Below are 24,231 nucleotides of genomic sequence, written 5' to 3' on the forward strand. Positions count from 1 at the left end.
GGAGTGTGAGGCATGTTTCAACTTGATCTGCTGGAGGAGAAATCGGATATACTCAAATCGGACATATTCGATGATGAAATTATAGAAACATCATTAAACGAAATAGCAATTGTAGGTATTTCCGCAAAGTTGCCTCAGGCTCAGACTCATAACGAATTTTGGGACGTGTTGCTTAGTGGTATCGATTGTGTAGGTGAATTTCCAGCGTCTCGTCGACGTGAACTTGAGCCGTATTTACACAAGCTGGGAGCAATGTACAACAACGTTTCTATATTTGATGGAGCATATCTGGACGATATTTCATCATTTGATTATTCATTCTTTCGGTTATCTCCCAAAGAAGCCTCTTTGATGAGTCCCAACCAGAGGTTATTTCTACAGACGGCTTGTAACGCACTTGAGGATGGTGGATATGGGGGAGAGGCGCTTCAAGGTACACGTACGGGTGTTTTTATCGGTCATAATGCGGATGCGTTGCATGATTACAAAAGAGTGATCGAGGCGGTTAACCCGGAAGCTCTCTCTTTAGCGGCACCAGGTAACTTAAGCTCAATGATAGCAAGCCGGATCTCATATTTACTCAATCTAAGAGGACCGGCGATTAGTGTAGACACAGCATGTTCATCGTCGCTCGTGGCAGTTCATCTGGCTTGTCAGTCTATTCGCAGTGGAGAATGTGACACGGCATTGGCTGGCAGCGTAAAGATCAATCTATTACCGCTTGATATCGGTATTCGGTTAGGTATTGAATCAAGCGATAATCGTGCCAAACCGTTTGATGATTCCTCGGATGGAACAGGTATCGGGGACGGTGTTGTAGCCATGTTACTTAAACCACTGTCTACAGCGCTTCAAGATGGAGATCATATCTATGCTGTCATTAAAGGTAGTGCTACCAATCAAGACGGAAGTTCAGTTGGTATTACTGCTCCGAATGCGTTGGCACAAGAGGATGTGATTGTTCGTGCTTGGGAAGCTGCGGGAATTGATCCTGAGACGGTGACTTATATGGAAGCACACGGTACGGGGACTATGCTTGGAGATCCGATTGAGGTTGATGGTATAACACGTGCATTCAGCCGATTTACGGATAAAATGCAGTTCTGTGCAATCGGTTCTGTTAAAAGTAATATCGGTCACCTAGATCATGCGGCTGGTATTGCCGGTTTACTAAAGGGAGTACTCTCGCTCTACAATAAACAACTTCCGCCGACGTTACATTTTCGATTACCCAATCGCAAAATTTCATTTGTTGATTCACCTCTCTATGTGAATAACGAGTTGATGCCATGGAGCGATGAAGACGGGGCGAGACGATGTGGGGTTAGTGCATTTGGTATGAGTGGTACCAATTGTCATGTCGTATTAGAGGAAGCTCCTCAAATAAACAATGAGATTAGTAAGAATGATGTGAGTATTCTCTGCTTATCTGGGCATAGCAAGAGAGCACTGAAACAGATCGTTCAGAATTATCAGGAATGGATATCCGCCCGTGATATGGATAGTTGGAGCATGGAAGACCTTTGTTTCACCGCCGCCACGGGACGTGGTCATTACAAGTATAGACTTGCTATCGTTGCTACTGATCAGGTTGAGCTTAGAAGAATTCTTAACTCACTCGACATCGAGCGGATTGGGGACAAGAATACGCAGGATGTGTATTATGGGCTGTCAGCTTCGTCGGACGCTGTTATTAGTGACGAAGTACTTGTGCAGGAGCTTCTGGATCACGAAGCGAGCGGTGAACGAAGAGACCGCGGGATATTAAACCAAATAGCTGAGCGTTATGTTGCTGGCGTTAGAATGGATTGGGCACGGATGTACAGTAGAGGGTCTCGTCAACGTATTCCTATCCCCGTATATCCTTTCGACCGGCATTCCTGTTGGGTTGAAGAGTCAAGTGACAAGCCGAATATTTCCCCTCTCTCCATGATTCAGGACCTGTGGACACGCAATGAGGTTCCAGCGGACTTGAGAATCGAAATGGAAGAAACATTTGCTAAATGGCGTGGTAGGCTTCAGCAGCAGTATCAAGTAGATAAGGGGCAAGGTAAAGCCGTATTACTACTCGGTGAATGCGGCAATATGGAAGTGGGACAAAGCGTAGCAGAGGTATGGGGGGAGATACTCGGATACAACGAGCTTCATACCGAGGCCAATTTCTATGAGCTTGGCGGCGATTCTATCATTGCTCTCAAAATTATGAATAGGTTGAGTGAACGATTGAGTGTTCGGCTTGAAGTCGTTGATCTGCTCGCTAACCCTGTACTGGGATCGTTTGTAGATGAAGTAGCTGAACGTCGATTGAAGTCTGTTCAAGAAGTGAAGGATGAAGCAATCATCATATTGCCGATTCCATCCGCCGAGCATTATGCCATATCTTCTCCGCAGCAACGAATGTATCTTCAGCAGTTGGCAACGCCTGGCGATCGAAGCTATAATTTGCCGGAACTCCTACACATTGATGGCGTTATTGATGCGGCTAAGCTGGAATCTTCCATTCAGACACTCATTCAACGCCATGAGATGTTGAGAACATCGTTTGCTGTTGTTGAGGGAGAAATTCGGCAGATTGTTCATGAAGATGTATCCTTTACTTTAAATAGGTTGCAGGTGAACGAAGAAGATCTTTCGTTGGTGTTACAAAATATGTTTGTTCCGTTTGATCTAAGCAAGGCTCCACTACTTTATGCGACATTACTCACGATTAATCCAGACCAACATGTACTGTTGTTGGATCTTCATCATATTGCTTCTGATGGGATGTCGGCAGGTATATTACTCAGTGAGCTTATTAGGATTTACCGTGGAGATCTATTAGAACCACTTAAGCTGCAATACCGTGATTATGCTGCTTGGCAGCAACAACTACCGCAATCGGAACGGATGGAGCGTCAGCGTCAGTACTGGATGAATCAATGTGAGGGAGAATGGCCTGTTCTTCAGTTACCAACGGACTTTCCTCGTCCTCCTGTGAAGAGTAGTCGTGGCGAGACCTTTGATCTTTATATGGATGTTGGGTTGAGTGCAAGTATTCGAGAATTGGCAAAAGGGACGGAAAGCACATTATTTATGGTATTGCTCTCTGCATATTACACACTGCTTGCGAAGTATACGGGTGGAGAAGATTTTGCTGTCGGTACACCCATTTCCGGACGCGTAAATCGTGAAGTAGAGTCAGTTGTGGGTATGTTTGTAGGTACTCTTGTGTTGCGAGGCTACCCACAAGCCGATAAAACGTTCCTACAGTTGTTGTCTGAGGTGAAAGCAACAGCGGTTAACGCATATAAAAATGCAGATTTCCCATTTGAAGAGTTAGTTCAACTGGTCGACAGACGTGATGCAAGTCGAAATCCTCTGTTCGATACGATGTTTATTATGCAAAATTTGAATACGCCAGACTTTTCCGGAGATGGTCTGACCTATAAGCATGAACGATTCCCCCATGGAACGGCTAAATACGATCTAATGATTCAAGCAGTCGAAGGAAAAGAAGGGATTCGTTTAGTCGTCGAGTATTGTACCGATTTATTCCGTCCTGAGACTGCACAGACATTTATGCGGCATTATATATCCTTATTACAGTACGTAGCAAACAATCCAGGACATACATTAGCGGACTGCGAAATGTTATCTGTTCAAGATTATAATCAACTTCTAACTGATTTCGGAAGTCGTGATACACAGTTCGACCCACCGCGTAGGTTTCATGAATCTTTCGAGGAGCAGGTGCAGTGGGTGCCGGAGAGTTGCGCGATTTCGCATCGGGGAGAGTCGATTACATACAGAGAACTCAATGAACGATCGAATCGATTGGCTCGAAGGCTTCAACGAAGCGGCGTAGGTGCCCATACCATTGTAGGTGTCATGGCAGAAAGATCCATACCTATGCTGGTAGGTATGATCGCTATCATGAAAGCGGGCGGCGCTTATTTACCCATTGACCCGAATTTCCCTCAAAAACGGATTGATTATTTATTGTCTGATAGTGAAACGAAACTTCTTCTAACAGATCAAATGGATGCTGTGGAAATTGAATCTTCAATAGAATTGATCGGGCTTGATGGCGATTATGTATATGAGGGTGATGAAAGTAATCTGGAGATGACAGGTTCTGTTGAAGATCCTATGTATGTTATTTATACTTCTGGATCCACAGGCGAACCCAAGGGTGTAGTTGTATCCCACCGTAGCTTATTCAATTTCAGTCATTCGCTCAAGCGGTTTTTTGGTGAGAGGTTCGATGAACGCGATCGATGCTTAAGTCTGACGAACATTTCGTTTGATGTGAGTGTATGCGAGCTGTTTATGCCGCTTATGTTTGGTGCAAGCGTCATCCTCTATCCTGAGCCCAAACTGATTGACCCAAGGCAACTTGCTTCCGTAATCGCCTCGGAGGGGGTGACCTTTGCCTACATTCCTCCGACGCTACTTAAAGATGTTGCGCGCGCATTGGAGCAATCGAAAGTTAAACTTCAGCTAAACAAAATGCTAGTCGGGGTTGAACCTATTAAGGATGAGACTCTGGAGTTATTCGTAAGTCTGAATCCAAATATATGTATTGTAAACGGATATGGACCGACTGAGGCAACGATTTGTTCCAACATGTATGTGTATGAACATGGAATGCCATCTGGAAAGACTGTGCCTATTGGAGGACCGATGCATGGCGTCGAAATTTATATATTAGGCTTCGGGGACAGACTCGCCCCAATAGGGGTAACTGGAGAACTTTGTATCGCGGGTAGCGGTCTAGCACTAGGTTACTATAACAAACCCGAGTTGACTGCAAGTCGTTTTGTCCGGCATCCAATGCTGGACGGTAAGCTGTTGTATCGTACGGGTGACCTAGCGAAATGGCTACCAGACGGCAATGCCATGTATATGGGCAGATTGGATCACCAGATTAAAATTAGAGGCATTCGTGTTGAGTTGGGTGAAATACAGACACACTTGTTACGGCATGAGGCGGTAGAGGAAGCTTTTGTCATCGCTACTGAAGACAATGAGGGTGACAAAAGGATATGCGCTTATATTGTTCTGAATCGTGAAATCGAAAAGGCTGAAATTAAAAATAGCCTGAAGAGCAAGTTGCCTGATTACATGATCCCATCTTATTTAATAGCGATTGATGCGATACCACTCACACCAAATGGTAAGGTAGATCGCAAGGCTCTGCCTGAGCCTTCCCTCCAGTTGCAGGAAGTAAGAGATGTTGTATTGCCACGTACAACATTGGAAGCGAATGTAGCTGAGGTCTGGCAAGATGTATTAGGCTTCGGTGGGTTTAGTATTTACGATGATTTTTTCGAGCTTGGTGGTCATTCACTTAAAGCTGCAGTTCTGGCGGGCCGAATTCATGCGAAGATTGGCATCGAGGTGCCCCTCGGTATCCTGTTCCAGGCACCCACTGTTGTATTGATGGCAGGGTGGATTTCAGACGAGGTAAATCGCAATGGAGGTCAGTTAACACCGACATATGAACGAATTCAGCGACAACCAGATCAGGCGAATTATCCGATGTCACGGGCACAAAGAAGATTATATTTATTGGGGCTATTGTCAGCAGAAGATACAGCATATAACTTGTCATTTGTTATGCATATACGTGGGAAGCTGGACGTCGTCAAGCTTACGGAGGCATTTGTTGCAGTCATCACGAGACATGAAATTTTGAGGACAACTTTTCATTATGAGGGGATTGAGTTCAACCAGCGTATCCACACTAATCTGATGTTCGAACTTGAGAACATTGAATTGAGTGAAGATGAGAAATCTAGCATGTTGTCCGATTCTACAATAGTGACAACCAAGGATTTTATCGATGGGCTGATGTTGAAGTTTATACAACCATTCGACTTGGAAACAGGGCCCTTGCTTCGTGTGGGTCTGGTTTCGATGGAGCAGGATGGTCACTTACTATTGCTGGACATGCATCATATTGTGTCTGACGGTGTATCCATTGGCGTGCTGGTGAAGGAGCTGACTGACCTCTACGGAGGTAACATTCCTTTGGATCTTCCTATACAGTACAGAGATTATTCAGTATGGCAAGAACTGAAACTGCAAGGAGCTAGCTATGCGGGGCACCAGGAACATTGGTTGCAGACGTTCGAAGGAGAGTTACCTGTATTGGAGTTACCAACGGACAAGACACGTCCGTCGGTTCAAAGCTATGAAGGACGGACCATTCATTTTACTTTGAATGCAGAAGTGGCACAAGGCGCTCGTCGATTAGCGCGTGAGAATAACACAACGCTTTATACGGTCTTATTAGGTGCTTATGCGATATTACTAGGCAGATACAGCGGACAAGAGGACATGATTATCGGTACGCCTGTAGCTGGTCGCAGCCATGTTGATGTGGAAGGCTTAATCGGAATGTTCGTTAATACAGTTGCCGTTCGAACTCGACCAGAAGAAGAGCGGACGTTGGGTGAGTACGTAAATCTGCTTCATCATGAAGTATTACTTGCGCTGGAGCATCAGGAGTATCCGTTTGAGGAACTGGTAGAGCGGTTGGCCATTGAGAAGGACCAAAGTCGTAATCCACTGTTCGATACGATGTTTATTTTGCAAAATATGGATCACTCGGTACTGAAAGCGGGAGAATTAACTTTCGAGCAATTACAGTTCGATCCAGGGATAAGTAAATTCGATCTGACCATGATTGCAGCAGAAAGTGGAAACGAAATCGAGTTTACTTTGGAATATGCAACGAGCTTGTTCCATGAAGAGACGATACAGCGATTAGCGCGTCATTATCTCGCAATTGTAAGTGAGATGACCGTTAGCGACGGATCCACACGAAGATTAGGTAATTTAGTTATGATGGATGACGAAGAAAAAGCTCAGTTATTAACCGTGTTTAATCGTAGCGAGAGTGAAGTTGGGACAGATGGCTTCATCCCTGCCGATGAACATGCACAATGGGTAAGTATTTTAACTGAGATTGAACAACAAGCAGAGCGAACGCCGGATGCAGCAGCGATTCAGTGTGGTACGCAGCAAATGACGTATCGTGAACTGAACGAACAGGCAAACGGTCTAGCGCACACGCTTCGTAGTCGTGGCGTTGGGCCCGAACGTATCGTTGCGCTGATGGCAGACCGTTCACCACAGTTGATTGTAGCTATCCTCGGCATAATGAAGTCTGGTGGAGCGTATGTCGCGATAGATCCGTCCTATCCAGCAGAGCGTATAAGTTGGATGCTAGAGGATTGCGGCGAGCAACTATTGTTGACGGAGAAAGCGTACGCGGGAAGAGTACCAAGTGCAGTCGAAGAATGGTATCTAGATGACCCAGATCTGTATGCTATGGAGCGCAGTAATCTCGAATCAGTGTGCCATCCGGATCATCTGGCCTACGTGCTATATACATCAGGTTCAACGGGTAGACCGAAGGGTGCAATGATCGAGCATCGAGGATTAGCAAGCTTCGTGAAGGGATTCAGAGATTCACTTCCAATGGCGGAAGGGCAAGGCATACTAGCGATGGCTACGGTATCGTTCGATATCTTTGTCGTGGAGAGTCTACTACCACTGACACTAGGTATGCGGATTGTGCTTGCGAATGAAGAGGAACGTAACGACGCGTATTTATTACAAGAACTTATGGCTAAGCACGAGGTAGATGTCCTCCAAATTACACCATCGCGGTTTAAGTGGTGGATGGCACAAGTAGGGCAGACCGAGAGTTGGAAAGCACTAAGCGTAGTCATGATTGGAGCCGAGCCGTTAACACTGGAGTTGCTGGAACGGTTACGTAGAGTAACGCAGGCGCGAATCTTTAATCTGTATGGACCAACAGAGACGACGGTATGGACATCGGTGTGCGAAGTGACGGAAGGGGAAGTCATTACGATTGGTACGCCGATTGCGGGTGCAGGGATGGTCGTATTGAATGCCAAGTTGCAGCCACAGCCAATAGGTGTTGTTGGAGAACTATATATTGGTGGTTCAGGCGTAGGACGTGGATATCTAAGTCATCCTGAATGGAACGAAGGCGTGTTTATTTCGAATCCGTTCTGTGCGGGTGAACGAATGTACCGGACAGGAGATCTAGGCAGGAGACTGGCAAACGGCGAATTTGTATATGCAGGTCGTCGGGATCATCAGGTGAAGATACGTGGACACCGGATCGAGATTGGCGAAGTAGAGCAACAGTTGCTGAGTTATGGACAAGTGAAGGAAGCAAACGTTATGGCGTTTAAAGAAGCTGACGGTGAGTATGCGCTTTGTGCGTATGTTGTCTTGGATGAACATTGGGGAGTGGAAAATGATAGCCAGTCCCTCTCAGGTGTAACTTCGGAATTGAGACAACACCTGAGTGGTAGGTTACCTGCGTATATGATTCCATCTTACGTCATGTCACTGCAATCCATCCCACTGACACCGACAGGTAAGGTAGATCGTAAGGCGCTACCGAAGCCGGAGGTATCTGAGCGGAGCGAACCTCAGCATACGCCGCCAAGAAATGAGACGGAGCGTAGATTGACTGCACTTTGGCAAGACCTACTGCAAATAGACAACATTGGAGCGACAGACAGCTTCTTCGAGCTCGGGGGTCACTCACTTAAGGCGGCAGCATTAGTTAGTCGTGTACAGGAGCAATTCGGAGTGCATGTGTCACTTAGGGCATTGTTCTTGAATTCAACGGTGGAGTCATTGGCGGCTGTTATCGATGCCGATGGTGAGCGTAAACAAGCTTATCAAGCAATCCAGCGTCAAGCAGATCGAGAGTATTACCCGATGTCGCGCGCACAGAGAAGGCAATTTATGCTCCAGCTTATATCTGGGGAAGCGACGATGTATCATGTACCGTTCGCGGTACAGATTCGTGGCAAGCTAGATTCCGTAAGACTTGCGGAAGCATTCGGAGCTTTAGTTGCTAGGCATGAGAGCTTGCGGACGACGTTTCACTATATGGATGGGGAGTTCACCCAACGGATTCATCCTGTTCAAGAGTTTGAGCATGGAATTGATTCATATGGAGCATTCAAATTAGAGCAATATGTCTTAGAAAGAGAAATAACCGACAAATGGGTTCTGGGATCTGTTATTTCCGCGGATTGTCAGCAGACAGTTACAGATACATTGGCAGACGGACTGATGGATGATCTAATGACACAGTTTGTAAGACCATTTGATCTCGGAAGAGACTCACTACTACGAGCAGGACTTATTCGACTAGATGAGCATTGTCAACTACTGTTGCTAGATATGCATCATATCGTGACAGATGGTGTATCTGTGAGCGTGCTTCTGAAAGAATTGACCGCACTATATAGCGGCGATGAGCTGCCGGAGCTACGAGTACAATATCGGGATTACAGTGCTTGGCAGGAAGAGCGACTTAGTGGAGAAGTGTACGAGTCACATGAGCGTTATTGGTTGGAGACGTTCTCAGGTGAGTTACCGATGCTTGTGTTGCCCAATGACAAGCCGCGCCCATTGATACAGAGCTTTGAGGGACAAAGGTATGCGTTCATGTTAGACGAAGAGCTTACGAAGCGAGCACATCGTCTAGCCAGAGAGCAAGGTACGACGCTTTATACTGTGCTAATGAGTGCGTACGCGGTGCTGCTTGGTAAGTACAGTGGGCTAGAGGATATTGTGATTGGTACGCCAGTGGCGGGTCGAGGTCATGTCGATGTAGAAGGTTTGATTGGTATGTTCATCAATACGGTGGCGATTCGTTGTCGACCACAACTAGGTCGAACGGTAGGCAGTTATATTAAGGAGCTGCATGATTATGTACTTCTTGCGTTGGAACATCAAGAGTATCCTTTCGAGGATCTGGTGGAGCGACTTGAGCTTGAGAAAGATCAGAGTCACAATCCACTGTTCGATACCATGTTTATTCTGCAAAATATGGAACGTTCAGCGCTTGAAGCTGGAGGCCTGATTTTCGAGTCGATGCCGTTTGAGCCAGGTGTCAGTAAGTTCGATCTGACACTGGAGGCAGTGGAGAGCGGAGCGGAAATTATGTTCAGCATGGAATACGCAACTGCGTTATTCCACGAAGAAACAATTATACGAATGGCGGATCATTACTGTGCAATTATTCAAGAGATGACAGCGGACAGAGGGATAGAAAGAACCCTTGGCGAGCTGAAATTATTGAATGAAGCTGAACGCATTGAGCTGTTAGATGTATTCGAGAGCAGTATCTTGATGAACAATGGAACGATTATTAATGCTCAGAAGGAAGAGTGTACTACGAAATGGGACGGTTGCACTGATAAACAGGAACTTCCTCAGTCCCATACGTCTTCGGACTGGAAATCTATACTCTTAGAGATCGAACAACAAGCAGAGCGAACGCCTGACGCAGCAGCGATTCAGTGTGGTACGGAGCAAATGACGTATCGTGAACTGAACGAACAGGCAAATGGTCTAGCGCACACGCTTCGTAGTCGTGGCGTTGGGCCCGAACGTATCGTTGCTCTGATGGCAGACCGCTCACCGCAGTTGATTGTAGCTATCCTCGGCATAATGAAGGCGGGTGGAGCGTATGTCGCGATTGATCCGTCCTATCCAACAGAGCGTATAAGTTGGATGCTAGAGGATTGCGGCGAGCAACTATTGTTGACGGAGAAAGCGTACGCGGGAAGAGTACCAAGTGCGGTCGAAGAATGGTATCTAGATGACCCAGATCTGTATGCTACGGAGCGCAGTAATCTCGAATCTGTATGCGAACCGAATCATCTGGCTTACGTGCTGTATACATCAGGTTCAACAGGCAGACCGAAGGGTGCTATGATCGAGCATCGGGGATTGGCCAGCTTCATTAAGGGATTCAGAGATTCACTTCCAATGGCGGAAGGGCAAGGCATACTAGCGATGGCTACGGTATCGTTCGATATCTTTATCGTGGAGAGTCTACTACCACTGACACTGGGTATGCGGATTGTGCTTGCGAATGAAGAGGAGCGTAACGACGCGTATTTATTACAAGAACTTATGGCTAAGCACGAGGTAGATGTCCTCCAAATTACACCATCGCGGTTTAAGTGGTGGATGGCACAAGTAGGGCAGACCGAGAGTTGGAAAGCACTAAGCGTAGTCATGATTGGAGCCGAGCCGTTAACACTGGAGTTGCTGGAACGGTTACGTAGAGTAACGCAGGCGCGAATCTTTAATCTGTATGGACCAACAGAGACGACGGTATGGACATCGGTATGCGAAGTGACGGAAGGGGAAGTCATTACGATTGGTACGCCGATTGCGGGTGCAGGTATGGTCGTATTGAATGCCAAGTTACAGCTGCAACCGATAGGTGTTGTTGGAGAACTATACATTGGTGGTTCAGGCGTAGGGCGTGGATATCTAAGTCATCCTGAATGGAACGAGGGCGTATTTATTCCGAATCCGTTCTGTGTGGGTGAACGAATGTACCGGACAGGAGATCTAGGCAGGAGACTGGCAAACGGCGAATTTGTATATGCAGGTCGTCGGGATCATCAGGTGAAGATACGCGGACACCGAATTGAGATTGGTGAAGTGGAGCAGCAGTTGCTGAGTCATGCACATGTGAAGGAAGTTGTTGTTGTGGCGTTTAAAGAGGGAGATGGCGAGCATGCGTTATGTGCGTATGTTGTCATGGATGCATATCAGAGAATCGAAAATGATAGCCAATCCCTCTCTATCATGACGTCGGAACTACGACAGCATCTTAGCAGCAGGCTACCTGCGTATATGATTCCGGCTCACGTAGTTCCTATGGAGGCGATCCCACTAACCCCAACAGGTAAGGTTGATCGTAAGGTACTACCGAAGCCTGCACGAACTGAGTTAAGTCAGCGACAGTATGTGGCACCAAGAAATGATACGGAGCGCAGATTGGCTGTTCTATGGCAGGAGTTATTGCAAACTGATCATATTGGAGTAACAGACAGCTTCTTTGAACTCGGAGGTCATTCGCTTAAAGCTGCAGCATTAGTGAGTCGTCTACAAGAGCAATTCGGAGTTCATGTGCCACTGAGAGCATTGTTCTTGAATCCAACTGTGGAATCATTGGCGGCTGTTATCGATGGTGAGCATACACAAGTGTATCAAGCAATTCAGCGTCAAGTGGATCAAGAGTATTACACGATGTCACGGGCACAGAGAAGGCAATATGTGCTTCAACTCATATCTGGTGAAGCGACGATGTATCATGTACCATTTGCCCTACAGATTCGTGGTCAGCTTGATGCTGTAAGACTTGAGGGAGCATTCGCTGCATTAATTGCTAGACATGAGAGCCTCAGGACGACGTTCCACTATGTAAATGGTGAGTTCAGGCAACGTGTTCACCCTGCAGTGGATTTTAAGCTGGAAGGAAATGCTTGGGCAAGAATGACAGCTAGACGATTGCTGCCTGAATCAGGGATAGATGAGATTATCACCCGATTAATGGAACGATTTATACGGCCATTTGATCTCGCAAAAGGTCCGATGCTAAAGGTGGGGCTTGTCCCACTAGAGGAGGAACGCTACCTGCTGTTGCTGGATATGCATCATATCGTAACAGATGGTGTTTCTGTGAGTGTACTTCTGAAAGAGTTGACCGCACTATATAGCGGCGATGAGCTGCCTGAGCTACGTGTGCAATATCGGGATTATAGCGCTTGGCAAGAGGAGCGACTCAGCGGAGAAGTGTATGCGGCGCATGAGAGATATTGGTTAGAGACATTCTCGGGTGAGTTACCGGTGCTAGAACTGCCAACGGATAAACCTCGCCAAGTGATTCAGAGCTATAACGGGCAAAACTATGCGTTTAAATTGGACGCTGATCTTGCGCAGCAAGCGCATCGCCTAGCCAGAAAACAAGGAACAACGCTTTATACTGTGCTACTAAGTGCTTATGCGGTGCTACTTAGTAAATACAGCGGACAAGAGGATATTGTGATAGGCACACCAGTGGCAGGACGAAGTCATGTCGATGCGGAAGGTTTGATCGGCATGTTCATTAACACGGTGGTGATTCGTAGCCGTCCTGAAGCAACAAGAACGATTGGCAGCTATGTTAAGGAGCTGCATGATGATGTATTACTTGCGCTGGAACATCAGGAGTATCCATTTGAGGATCTGGTGGAGCGTTTGGGAATTGAACAAGATCGGAGCCGCAACCCGCTGTTTGATACGATGTTTATTTTGCAAAATATGGAACGAACGGCAATTCATACGGGTGGGTTGACCTTCGAGTCGCAGCCGTTTGAGTCAGGTGTCAGTAAGTTTGATCTGACACTAGAGGCAGTGGAGAGCGGGGCGGAAATTGTGCTCAGCCTAGAGTACGCGACAGATTTGTTCCATGAGGAAACCATTATGGCAATGGCACAGCATTACTATGCAATTGTTCGAGAGATGACAGCTTCCGAGGGTATAGAACGTACGATTGGTGAGCTTATAAAGGTAGATGGAAATATTTAAGAGGTTAGAATTATCCCCGATAGGATGACGAATATGTCGTCCATCGGGAAATACTTCGTTTTGAAGATATGCCCAAATATGAAGGAGGATGTAATCAGATGAAATTAACACTCGAGAGAAAGCCATTTAATGAGTTTTGGATGAATTGTATGCTGAACCAAGCGTTCTCGATTGCTGAATCTACACATTCAAGCTACCGATATGCTGCTTATCTGAATATTTATAGCTATTTTCCTTGGGCTGCGGCCACGGATAGTGAGTTCCGTTATCCCACGATTGACAGCTTATATTATTTGGATGATTGGACAAGGTTCCCGTTAACTGGAGTCATTAAATTGATTGAGCCAGGACATTTTAGCAATAAAGAAGCATTTACGGAAGAGATAAAAGAGGTGCTGCGCGGTGGTCGTAATTTGAGTCTGAATGTCGATTTGTATTATTGGCTACCTGATAGCTTAGCATGGAAGAAATTCCATTGGTATCATTATTCGTTGTTCAATGGTTACGATGATGAGCGTTCGTCTTTCTATGTAATAGATGATACACTTGCCGGCTATCTCGAGTACGAGGTGCCGGAAGAACGGCTTAAGAAAGCATTCAATAACGCTGAATATAACATCAACACAAATTATACAGGTCCTGCTTACTACATATATAATTTACACACAAGTATAGAGCCTTATGAGCTTAAGATATCTGAGGTTGTTGAGAATGCTGAAAGGTTAGCTCGAGAGCTAGAGGACTTCTCAATGGAAGGCATGTGGAACGTGGATACAAGGCAGGAGAAATATAGTTCTCATATTACGTATGCGCTAATTGGTATCAATATTATTTGCAATCGGCATATAGCAAACGTAGCGCTTATTCGCACTTTGCAAGAGCAAAAGCTACTAGATGAGAAGCTCTGCGAAGCTCTATCAGAACGAATAGATGTTATCCGTGACGGATGGGACGAGGTAAAACAAGCATTTGTGACTCATAAATTCGATCGTATAAGAGAAATCGAACGTGCTGAAGGGCTCTTGTCCAAGGAGCGAGAATTCTGGAGAATGCTCGTTGATGGAGCGTAAACATGATGAACAGCTACCTACGTAAGGTGCCAACAATAAACCGCATACCGTTGCTCTGTCTACCCTATGCGGGTAGTTCAGCTCAAATCTACAAAAAATGGTCAAAGGGAATAGATCCCTCCATTTCGTTAATCCCAGTTGAAATGGCCGGGAGAGGGAGCAGAATGCGAGAGCAGCTTTACGAGGATATACATGAAGCGACCAAAGATTTGCTTCGTCTGGTTCGTGAATATACATGTGATCAGTACGCCATATTTGGCCATAGTATGGGAAGTATGCTTGCCTACGAGCTTATTCATCTTATCCACGCAGAAGGCCTTCCGCTCCCGATGGCTACTTTCATGTCTGGTAGGGATGCACCTCATTGTGCAGATATAGACCGAATGACATATCAACTCCCGGATGAAGAATTCATTGCTGAAGTGCAGAGTCTAGGTGGAACGCCACTGGAATTATTTCAAGATCAAGGTCTGCGGAATTTATTTATGCCTATTTTGCGTGCAGATTTCAAGCTGGTTGGTACGTATGAACATATACCGAAAGAACCACTTCCATTAAAGCTAATTGTATTAAACGGCATAGGGGATACAAGCTTACGGTGTGACGTTGAGGAATGGAAAACACATACCAATCAGACCTGCGATATCGTACATTTCGAGGGAAGTCATTTCTTCATACACGAGCAGGAACATGAGGTTGTATCTCTGATCAACGATAGACTTCTGAGGATGTCGGCTGACAGTAGAATCACGCATAAATAGTAGGGAGGTTCGAAGGGAATGGATATGGTTGTTCAGCCTACCAAGGAAACGATTCGGAGTACACAAGACTTATGGAATGAAGTGCGAGGTTTTCCTTCTGATCGAAGAGGTGGGATTGATGATTTTCGTATCATGGAGCAACAGATAAGGTTGGATGATGAGCTTACCAGTCATTTGCTACGAAAAGCTACCGGGTCTAATCATCGATTGTATACGACACTCCTTACTGCTGTATATATATTACTGTATAAATATACGCAAGATGATAGGTTAATTGTTGGTATTCCAAGTATAGATATAGGTAGCTCAAACGGCTCTAACGGTCAGGGATGGGTTCCACTGCGTATTGATGTTAGTGAAGAGGATTCACTTGTATCTCTGTTGGGGCAATTGGAGGACACAACAAATGATGTGAGACGGCATGTTGCGTACAATAATGAGCATTTCGATGAGAGAGTTGCACATGAAGCTGACTCTTCCGTTCCACATGCAACAAGTGAATTTTATTTAAGACAGGCCACAGCAGTTGTGCTAGAAAATATACATGGGAAATCATATGATCAACAAGTTGGATTACTCTTTTCATTCCGAATCGTGGAGCAATTGGGGTCAGCTATTGAGCTTACCATTCAATATAATGAAGATGCATACAGCGCTAATATGGTAGAAAATTTAGGGTTGCAGGTTCAGAAGATGGCGAGACTGCTAGTCGGAGAATCGGACTTACGACTGCAGGATATTACACTTCTGGATGTGTATGAAGTTAATGCGTTGCTCTTATCACATTGCGGTGTTGTATACGACTCCTCACAAGACGATTTATTGATTTCGTCAAACAACGAGAACTCATCATCAATGGTACGAAATCCCGCAATAAGTATAGAGATGGAACTGACAAGGGAAAGATCAAGATGGACTTTGGATGGCAGGTTCGAGACGCAGGTCAGACAACATGCTGATGAGACAGCTCTTGTATGTGGACTGGAGTCTTTGACGTACCGCGAGCTAAACGAACGAGCAAATTCACTCGCCTCAAGGCTACGGAAGAACGGCGTAGACACGGGTGTGCTAGTTGGTTTGATGTTGGAGAGGACGTTGGATCTTGTAGTAGGTATTATCGGTATATGGAAAGCGGGAGGCGCTTATGTACCTATTGATTTGGAATACCCGTCGTCACGTGTCGATTATATGTTGGAGGATACCGCAGCCCGGGTGATGCTAACGCAGCAGCATCTACTGCATCGAATGCCCTCTTATACGGGTTCTATTATATGTATTAACGTTGAGGATGAACTGGGAACAACAGGGGATACGTCGGCAATTTCTCCTTTGAAAGAGAGTAGTTCACCAGAAGATCTAGCTTATATCATTTATACTTCCGGCTCGACAGGTAAGCCCAAGGGTGTAGTCATTGAGCATGAAAGTGCAATACGTTTCATTGAAGGAATGGTAGAAGAAGTAGAATGTGTTCCAGGTAAAACTATTGTTGCGTTAGCGAGCGTAGCCTTTGATGTGTCAATCCATGATTTAATCATGCCTTTACTGTATGGCATGAAGGTTGTATTGGCGACGCAAGTCGAGCGCAGAGATCCAGAGCTGCTGGATCGTCTAATTATCAAGCATGACGTTCAGATGATGGTTTCGACTCCGATGAGACTACAAATGTTGCTTTCTGGTAGAGAAGAGCGTTCCTGTATGCGACATTTGACGGATCTGATGATCGGTGGAGAACCTTTCATTCCAACGCTCTGGGATCGATTGAAGCGATATGATCATCTTTGTGTCTATAACGTGTATGGCCCGACCGAAACGACAGTGTGGTCGACAGTACAGCGAATTGTGGATGACCACCCTGGTATTGGTAAAGCTCTTAAAGGTGTTCGGACATATATTCTGGATAAGCGCGGAAATCTCCAGCCTCCGGGTGTTACGGGTGAGTTATGTATAGCCGGTACGAGGCTTGCTCAGGGGTATTGGGGGAAATCGGAACTTACGAATAAACAATTTGTTGCGGACCCTTTCTTTCCAGGGGAGCGGATGTATAGGACGGGTGATCTTGCACGCTTTCTTGCGGATGGAAGTATCGCGTTTCTAGGTAGGAGCGATTTTCAGGTGAAGATACGTGGTTACCGCGTCGAGTTAGAGGAAATTCAGTTGATGCTCTCACGTCATGAACAAATATACGAATCAGTAGCACTTCTGCAAGAGGATCAAAGGGGCGAGAAGTGGTTAAGCGCGTATTATGCCGCGGAGTATGAGTTGCCGTCAACGGAAATTCGTAGCTTCATGGCGAGTCGATTACCAGAATATATGGTGCCTCAGCGATTTGTATGGCTAGCTAGTATGCCTCTGAACGCTAATGGAAAGATCGATAGAAACGCATTGCCTCAACTAAGTGATAACGCTGTTCTAATGGATTACTCGAAATCTACTCTAACGTTCAAGCACCTAGAATCAGAAACGGAACGTGAAGTAGCATGCCTCTGGAAAGAATTACTTCATAGGGAAGATTTGCATGGGGATGACAACTTCTTTGATATTGGAGGGAATTCCATTCTGCTAGTTGCGCTACATCATAGATTAGAAGAACGTTATCCAGAGCGTCTAACGGTTGCAGATCTGTTCGAGAATGCAACGCTTCGGGGCATGGCGGGAATATTGGATACCCCAGTCGGTGAAGAAGGTGAAATGGGCGAATTAACGATGATGAAGGGTATGGAATTCGGGACCCAAGCAGGAGATGCTGAAGCAAGTACAGGAAGTATATCTGACATTAATGAGCTGAATCTGGAGGGATCGATAAGTCGGGAACTAACGTGTATTGCAGAAATGCTTAACGTAGAATGTATTGATATATTGTTAACCGTCTATTTGTATGTACTATCCGATATTGCGATGACGGATGAAGTCGCTGTATTTGTAAAAGGTGGCGTAGGTGATCGTATCGTGCCTGTGACGCTGAACATGTCCCACTATATGGAATTTAACGAGATGATATCAGAAGTGAATCGTCAACGAAATGGTAGCACTTACTATACATTCTCTTCTCTCGCGACCGCTGCAGGATTCCGAGCTGCGGGCAATGGGATTATACCTTGGTTCTCAGCAACCGATATGGGATCAGTGAAAGAATATATGTCGATGATTGGTCTCGCGCTTCAACTTACGACGACTGAGTCTGAGTTGATGGTTTCATGTATTTACGACACTGCTGTATGGGATAAGTTTGGTATAGATGGTTTGCTATCCCTATATAAAGAATCTCTCGAAATCATGATGAAGGATCTTGGGGAAGGGCGTGAAGGGTAATGGTTAAACGGGCGTTATTGTTCCCTGGGCAAGGATCACAGTATGTCGGTATGGGCAAGGACTTATTCGTCAAATATCCAATAGCCAAAGAGACATTCCATGAGGCGAATGACGCGATGAATGTCGATCTCACCAGGCTGATGTTTGAGGGAGGCATAACGGAGCTAACTAGAACGGAGTATGCACAACCAGCTATATTAGCCGTCGGGATGGCTATGTTCAGAATATATAAGGAAGTAGTGGGTTCAGATATTAATTATATGGCCGGTCATAGTCTTGGAGAAATTACTGCATTGACCTGCGCAGGAAGTATCCCATTTGCAAGTGCCATTCGTATTGTTCATCGTCGTGGCGAGCTGATGAGGGAAGCTGCTACAATCGGGGGAGGAGCGATGGCCGCTGTTCATGAGCTTGACATAAGCGAGGTTGAATCCATCTGTACATCGGTAAGCGCAACGCATAAAGGTGGGTCCGAGATTGTTGTTGTATCCAACATTAATTCGGAGAATCAAGTTGTCATTTCTGGGCATAAGGGGGCACTGAGCGAGGCGACTGAACGGTTGACGAAGCGGGGAGGAGTTGTTATCCCTCTTCAAGTGAGCGCCCCATTCCATAGTCCACTTATGGCGCCTGCAGCTGAACAATTTGCGGAAGAACTTAATAAGTATACGTTTTCGCCGCTACAATATCCCGTATTATCGAGTGTGACAGCCAAGTTGTACGCAAGCTCTGATGAAATTACCAAGGTTCTGACTGAGCAGTTGACTGCGCCTGTACAATGGGTGGCAGTACTCCAATATTTACGAGAGAACGGAGTGGCGGAAGCCGTAGAGTTAGGACCGAGGACGGTTTTGAAAAAGCTAGCACAGAATACTACAGGCATGAAGATGTTTGCCTTCGACGATGGTTCGGATGCAGAGCAGTTGCTAAGTAATAGTAAGATTGCTAAAGAAGAATATCCGCTTGATTTCATAATCCAATGCGTGTCGATCGCGACATGTACACGTAACAGGAATTGGGACTCAGAAGCTTATGCACATGGTGTTATTACGCCTTACCGTAACGTTCAGACGATGATATATCAACTTCAGCAATCAGGAGGTCAAGTGACATGGTCGAATATGGAGCAAGCATATAAGATGCTTCTGTCTGTGCTAAGGACGAAGCTGATCCCGGAAGTTGAACAGCTCAGTCGATTGGAGCGTTTGCTGGCAGAGTATAGCTTACAGGACAAATTTGCTCAAGGATTACCTGTAGGCGTACTGAATTCCTGATGGTCATGGAATATGTCCCAGTGATGCGGAAGGGGGAAGAACTGGTGAATGAAGGAAGTCATGATAGTCGTATATACGAATCACCTGAAGTAATACTACAGCAATTAATTCGGTTCAACACTACGAATCCACCGGGTAACGAAGCGGCCTGTGTGCAATTTATTCAGGAGCTGTTGCATCAGGCAGGAATTGAGACGACGATTGTTGCGGAAGTGGAAGACAGACCAAATCTGATCGCTCGTCTAAAGGGGTGCGGTGAAGCGCCCCCTCTTCTGATGTATGGGCATGTCGATGTTGTTGGCGTAGAGAAGCAAGTATGGAGCCACGACCCATTCGGTGGTGAAATCCATGACGGTTGCGTATGGGGCAGAGGAAGTCTTGATATGAAGGGTGGCGTGGCGATGATTCTCGCAGCCTTTCTCCGCGCTCATGCGCAGAGAGTTGAACTACAGGGTGACATTATACTAGCCATCGTGTGTGATGAAGAAGCTGGTGGTGATCGGGGAGCTTCCTATTTGGCAGATTATCATGCGCATCACTTTGAAGGGGTGAGATATGCCATTGGTGAGTTCGGGGGATTCTCATTGCAGGTAAGTCATCGGAAATTCTATCCCATCATGGTTGCTGAGAAGCAAATCTGTTGGCTTAGAGCTTCATTGAGAAGCGAAGGTGGACATGGTTCACTTGAACATAGCGAAGGTTGCATGGCCCAGCTTGGAGATCTTCTTCAAGCGCTGAATAAGATTAAGCTACCCGTTCATGCGACACCAGCAGCGAGCTATATGATTGAATCTATGGCATCGGCATTACCTATGGTGCAGAGATTATTGCTGAGAGGTCTACTTCGACCACGAATGAGCAACAGTATTTTGAAACTGATGGGTGATAAAGGTAGATTATTTCAGCCGCTTCTTCGCAACACAGTGAGTGCTACAATTGTGCGTGGCGGAGAGAAAATTAATGTACATCCAAGTGAGATTATAGTGGAGTTGGATGGGCGCCTACTACCTGGATTTACACCTGCACAACTTATAGAAGAGCTTTACGAACAATCCGTACATCGTAATGTTATGTTTGAGTTGATACGCCATGATGCTTGTCCAACAATCCCGGATATGGGGATGTTTGAACTGTTGTCGGATGTACTCAGAGCAGCAGATCCCGATGCCGTTCCCGTACCTATGCTTCTACCAGGAGGGACGGATGCGAGACATTTCGCAAGATTAGGTATTCAAACGTACGGTTTCCTACCTATGCCGCTACCAGAAGATATGAAATTTACTGAACTGATTCATGCTGCTGATGAACGTGTACCCGTAGATGCTATTCGTTTTGGAGCGGAAGCCATTTATCAAGTCATTAAGAATTATGGTCTATCACATTTTAAGAAAGGATTGACAAGGTGAATCTAAATATACTAGAGTATAAATAGTTACAAAATATTAACCAATTGCCGAATTTTGTTTTTTTGAAAACGGGGGAACCATTCCGGGTGAATTATTCTTGAAAGCAAGAGAATATAGGGAACCTTTTACCGAATCCTCAGCTAACTCCGTAGGCATCGAAAGGAAGACGAGATTCTGAAGAAGTTCATAATATCACTACTTGGAGCTGCAGTATTATTCACCACAGTTGCACCTAGTACATTTGCAGCACGTGAGGCTAGAATGGAAAATGAAGTGAATCAGGTAGTGGGAACGCCATACTTATGGGGTGGAACCACAGCTTCAGGATTTGATTGCTCCGGATTCATCCTGTATATAATGGGTAAGTTTAACGTTGATAATCTTCCACGGACATCAGAGACTCAAGCCAAAGAGGGAATAGCAGTTGCTAAAGAGGATCTGCAATTAGGTGATTTAGTATTTTTTAATACTATTGGTAATAAAATCTCTCATGCAGGAATCTATCTAGGCGACAATCAATTTGCGCATTCCTCCAGTAGTAAGGGAGTAAGAATAAGTAAGTTGTCGGAAACTTACTATAAAGATCGTTATGTTACTGCTCGACGAGTGGTAGATGAGAAAAGTTATCTTAAAATGATTGAATAATACATATCGAAAAAAAGGACAAACCTGTTATTCATATAACGGGTTTGTCCTTTTTTTTGTTCATGTAACAATCTAATCCTGTTGTCTTAATTAGGGGGCTAGTTCCATAGCTGTCTTATTTGATGTTTACAGATACGTGTTTAAAGATCGTCTCAGCAATTACCCGATATCCTCTTGAATTGGGGTGAATCAAATCTTTAGACCATAAGGTATTGTCTTTAGCCATAGGGTGATTCCAACAATCAATATGATATAACTTGTACTCGTTACTAAGTGATTGTAAGATTTCATTTGCTTCTATTAATTGTTCTTTTACTATATGTTGTTGTTCAATAGGCAATGGCAATCGAACTGTAAAGTCCGGAAGATTAGCTATGATAATGGCAGCACCCGACTTATGTATACGACCGACCATAAGTTCCATGTCATTCTTGTATTGATTATGATTCCAACGGCCTTTTAATATATCGTTAGCTCCTGCGATTAGACTGACTAAGTCGGGCTGCAATGCTATAGCTTTTTCTAATTGCGTGACGCGAATCTCTTGGCTTACCAATCCTCTTTTAGCTAAGTTGGTATATTGTAACTCAGGCGTATGCAGGTTAGCGAAGTGATCAACCCAACTATGTAATGCTGCTCCCTCAACTTCATCACCAATTCCTTCTGTGAAACTATCTCCTAGTGTTACAAAATGCTTCCACATATCAGACACCCCTTTGTTGAATCTAAACTTATTCTATACTAGGCGTCGTTCGATTTCTTCTGAAATGGCTAATCCGTGAAATCTTCCATCTTCAATATAAACACGATTAGTAGTTCCCCCTGTTACGACACCTGCAAGAAAAACGTTATCAACGTTGGTTTCATAAGTACTTGGATTAAAGGTAGGCACTAATGTGGAAGGATCTACTTCTATCCCAATACTTTGAAGCATCGTTGTATTCGGTTGATATCCAATCAGTGAAAAGAGGTAGTCATTTGGAATGGAGACTAATCCTTCAGGTGTATGTATACTAATGGATCTGTCCTTTATCTCTTTAACACTAGAATTGGGATAAAATTTAATTTTTTCTTTTTGGATGAAATTACGGATATCTAGAAGTAAAGATGGTTTGATTCCTTCGTAAGCAGAGTCTCCCCGATGGATAAGTGAGACATGAGCCCCGTTACGATAAAGGTCGATTGCTGCTTCGATAGCAGAATTCTTACCTCCTACTACGGCTACTTCTTGTCCATGATAGGAATGTCCTTCTTTGTAATAATGCATTACTTTGGACATGGACTCCCCTTCAACGCCGATTCTTTTTGGGTGATCAAAAATCCCAGTAGCCATAACGATCATCCGTGCTTGATAGACAATGTCTGATCCTGTACGATCTTCGGCATGTACGGTAAAAGAATCCGTTTCTTTCGAAATACGAGTAACCTTATGATAACATTTGATATTAATGGATTGTCGTTCGGTAACAAGGCGATAATACTTTAACAGTTCAGAACGTGTAGGTCGTGCTTCTTGAGATAAGAAGGGGATATTACCGATTTCTAGACGGTCTGAAGTACTATAGAAGCGCATATCTAAAGGACAGTTCACAATTGAATTCACTATCGCTTCTTTTTCAATAATGATATAACGAATTCCTTTTTCTTGAAGTGCAAGTCCAGTGCTTAAGCCACAGGGTCCTCCACCGATAATGATAACATCGTACATTGTTTGACACTCCTTATGTAGTTTCCATGTTTGATTAGTATTTTGTATCATGCCCAGATCATATCACAATATGATTGTGTAATAACTTCTTTTCACTAGAAGATTAAATTCTCGGTATTTATTCGTTTAGGACATATGTCCTTCCCATGATGCACGAATATATCATTTAATGAAGTAAAGAAATTGATTTAAGGAGAGAGACTTTTGAGAGGAATTATATTTGCGTTATTTGGAGGTGCCTTTATTACACTCCAAGGTGTAGTGAATGCACGAATTAGTCAAGATATTGGGACGTGGCAAGCGGCGACGATAACCCAGTTCACGGGATTCATTGCTGCCTTGGTTATCCTGATGTTCGTCCGAGACGGGAAATGGCAGGGATTTAAGCAAGTAAACCCATTATATTTGATGGGCGGAGCCTTTGCGGCGATTATTATTTTCAGTGATGTCACAGCGATTCAGCAGATCGGGGTTACGCTTACGATATCTGCGCTATTGATTGCTCAACTGGGTCTGACCTTTATAATTGATATTAAGGGATGGTTCGGGGTACAGAAGCAGAAAATGAGAGTACCACAGTTCATTGGCATTGGTATGATGATTGCTGGTGTGGTGATTCTAGGATTTTAAAATTTTTAATGT

At 44.9% G+C, this 24,231-nt stretch carries 10 protein-coding genes and 1 riboswitch; of the genes, 8 read left to right on the forward strand and 2 right to left on the reverse strand.

Annotated elements, in window-relative coordinates:
* Positions 1–12: 12 nt before the first annotated feature.
* From PBAT_RS19805 to PBAT_RS19835, 7 genes are all read left to right on the forward strand, one after another.
* Entirely contained in the window at positions 13–13,416 is a 13,404-nt protein-coding gene (locus tag PBAT_RS19805) for a non-ribosomal peptide synthetase (RefSeq protein WP_068652159.1), read from the forward strand.
* A gap of 98 nt (positions 13,417–13,514) precedes the next feature.
* Positions 13,515–14,486 carry a cysteine peptidase family C39 domain-containing protein gene (locus PBAT_RS19810; protein ID WP_068652161.1) on the forward strand — a complete coding sequence of 324 codons (972 nt, stop codon included), beginning with the start codon at positions 13,515–13,517 and terminating at the stop codon, positions 14,484–14,486.
* 2 nt (positions 14,487–14,488) lie between these two features.
* Positions 14,489–15,247: a thioesterase II family protein gene (locus PBAT_RS19815; protein WP_246168382.1), complete on the forward strand. Its 759-nt coding sequence runs from the start codon at positions 14,489–14,491 to the stop codon at positions 15,245–15,247.
* 18 nt (positions 15,248–15,265) lie between these two features.
* Complete coding sequence (locus PBAT_RS19820) at positions 15,266–18,556, forward strand: non-ribosomal peptide synthetase (protein WP_068652163.1); 3,291 nt, start codon at positions 15,266–15,268, stop codon at positions 18,554–18,556.
* The gene (fabD, locus tag PBAT_RS19825) at positions 18,556–19,830 is read left to right on the forward strand and encodes an ACP S-malonyltransferase (protein WP_068652165.1); all 1,275 of its coding nucleotides are present in this window, start codon (positions 18,556–18,558) and stop codon (positions 19,828–19,830) included. Before PBAT_RS19820 ends, fabD begins: the two co-directional genes overlap by 1 nt.
* Before the next feature lie 44 nt (positions 19,831–19,874).
* Positions 19,875–21,236, forward strand: coding sequence for a M20/M25/M40 family metallo-hydrolase (locus tag PBAT_RS19830; RefSeq protein WP_246168390.1), 1,362 nt, complete (start codon positions 19,875–19,877; stop codon positions 21,234–21,236).
* Positions 21,237–21,271: 35 nt separating this feature from the next.
* A riboswitch (cyclic di-AMP (ydaO/yuaA leader) is annotated at positions 21,272–21,406 on the forward strand.
* A 4-nt stretch (positions 21,407–21,410) separates the two neighbouring features.
* Entirely contained in the window at positions 21,411–21,881 is a 471-nt protein-coding gene (locus tag PBAT_RS19835) for a C40 family peptidase (protein ID WP_068652167.1), read from the forward strand.
* Positions 21,882–21,996: 115 nt separating this feature from the next.
* On the opposite strand, the gene PBAT_RS19840 is transcribed toward PBAT_RS19835, so the two are convergent.
* Both PBAT_RS19840 and PBAT_RS19845 read right to left on the reverse strand, forming a co-directional pair.
* Positions 21,997–22,584, reverse strand: coding sequence for an SGNH/GDSL hydrolase family protein (locus PBAT_RS19840; RefSeq protein WP_068652169.1), 588 nt, complete (start codon positions 22,582–22,584; stop codon positions 21,997–21,999).
* Between the two features lie 33 nt (positions 22,585–22,617).
* The gene (locus PBAT_RS19845; protein ID WP_068652171.1) at positions 22,618–23,589 is read right to left on the reverse strand and encodes a YpdA family putative bacillithiol disulfide reductase; all 972 of its coding nucleotides are present in this window, start codon (positions 23,587–23,589) and stop codon (positions 22,618–22,620) included.
* A gap of 204 nt (positions 23,590–23,793) precedes the next feature.
* On the opposite strand from PBAT_RS19845, the gene PBAT_RS19850 reads away from it, so the two are divergent.
* Positions 23,794–24,219, forward strand: coding sequence for a DMT family transporter (locus PBAT_RS19850; protein ID WP_068652173.1), 426 nt, complete (start codon positions 23,794–23,796; stop codon positions 24,217–24,219).
* Positions 24,220–24,231 lie beyond the last annotated feature (12 nt).

It is taken from the genome of Paenibacillus antarcticus (assembly GCF_001637225.1).
Classification (GTDB): domain Bacteria; phylum Bacillota; class Bacilli; order Paenibacillales; family Paenibacillaceae; genus Paenibacillus_AQ; species Paenibacillus_AQ antarcticus.

Excerpts from the sequence above, each read along its gene's own strand:
- PBAT_RS19805 (WP_068652159.1), top strand. The coding sequence starts at position 13 with ATGTTTCAACTTGATCTGCTGGAGGAGAAATCGGATATACTCAAATCG.
- PBAT_RS19810 (WP_068652161.1), top strand. The coding sequence starts at position 13,515 with ATGAAATTAACACTCGAGAGAAAGCCATTTAATGAGTTTTGGATGAAT.
- PBAT_RS19815 (WP_246168382.1), top strand. The coding sequence starts at position 14,489 with ATGATGAACAGCTACCTACGTAAGGTGCCAACAATAAACCGCATACCG.
- PBAT_RS19820 (WP_068652163.1), top strand. The coding sequence starts at position 15,266 with ATGGATATGGTTGTTCAGCCTACCAAGGAAACGATTCGGAGTACACAA.
- fabD (WP_068652165.1), top strand. The coding sequence starts at position 18,556 with ATGGTTAAACGGGCGTTATTGTTCCCTGGGCAAGGATCACAGTATGTC.
- PBAT_RS19840 (WP_068652169.1), bottom strand. The coding sequence starts at position 22,584 with ATGTGGAAGCATTTTGTAACACTAGGAGATAGTTTCACAGAAGGAATT.
- PBAT_RS19845 (WP_068652171.1), bottom strand. The coding sequence starts at position 23,589 with ATGTACGATGTTATCATTATCGGTGGAGGACCCTGTGGCTTAAGCACT.